Here is a 657-nt window from a genome sequence, read left to right as displayed (position 1 = left end):
CCGGGATGTCCAGTCCCCGACTGGCTCAGTAATCTTCCGTATACCCGGTGGTCTGCCGCATCCCCCAGCCGAACAGCCGGTAGAACGTATAGAGCAGTTCAACGTACGCACGGGTGTATAACGGCAGCCTGCCCGAGACTCCACGCACGTACGGCGATGCTGTAATGAATTGCGACTTGAGATCACCCTCATGGAAATAGAGGCTGATCTTTCCGCGCTTCTTCAAGCTCCCGTTATATTCGCGCCAGTTCGTCACCCGATAACCAGGATTCTTGCGCTTGCGTTCCTGACCAGCTTTGAGTCTGGCTTTGTACGACATCCATGTTTTTCCGGGCTCGTTGAGCTTACGATTCTACAACGATCAAGCACCCTTCCGAACACACCTGTTCCAATTGACCTTTTCCAACCGAAAATTCTGGTGAAACGGTCAATAGTGAACTAGCGAATTTCGAAGGTTATAAATCCTCTTCGTCGCTCGATTCACAACGTCCCCTTCGTCGGCATTGTTGTCACCCATTGACGCCAAGATTACCCGCAGATCATCCAGCACGGCATAACGTAGCAATGTCTGAGGTTGACCCGGTTCGACGGATAGATTTGCAGTTGAGTTTAATGCGGTGTGGCACCTCCCGATAAGATCAAATCGCAGGTTGTCCA

The 657-nt window shown here is 51.6% G+C and carries 2 protein-coding genes; both read right to left on the bottom strand.

Translation table 11 applies throughout. The features are described 5' to 3' along the window. Nucleotides 1-25 precede the first annotated feature (25 nt). Nucleotides 26-319 carry a hypothetical protein gene (locus HWY30_RS40845; RefSeq protein ID WP_090812734.1) on the bottom strand — a complete coding sequence of 98 codons (294 nt, stop codon included), beginning with the start codon at nucleotides 317-319 and terminating at the stop codon, nucleotides 26-28. 108 nt (nucleotides 320-427) lie between these two features. Then, nucleotides 428-657: hypothetical protein (locus tag HWY30_RS41285; RefSeq protein ID WP_208524385.1), on the bottom strand; the 230-nt coding region annotated here is incomplete at its 5' end.

The organism is Paraburkholderia tuberum STM678 (genome assembly GCF_902833905.1).
Lineage (GTDB): Bacteria > Pseudomonadota > Gammaproteobacteria > Burkholderiales > Burkholderiaceae > Paraburkholderia > Paraburkholderia tuberum.
The sequence above is the reverse complement of the archived record's forward strand: the minus strand, read 5'-3'. Positions and strand labels throughout refer to the sequence as shown.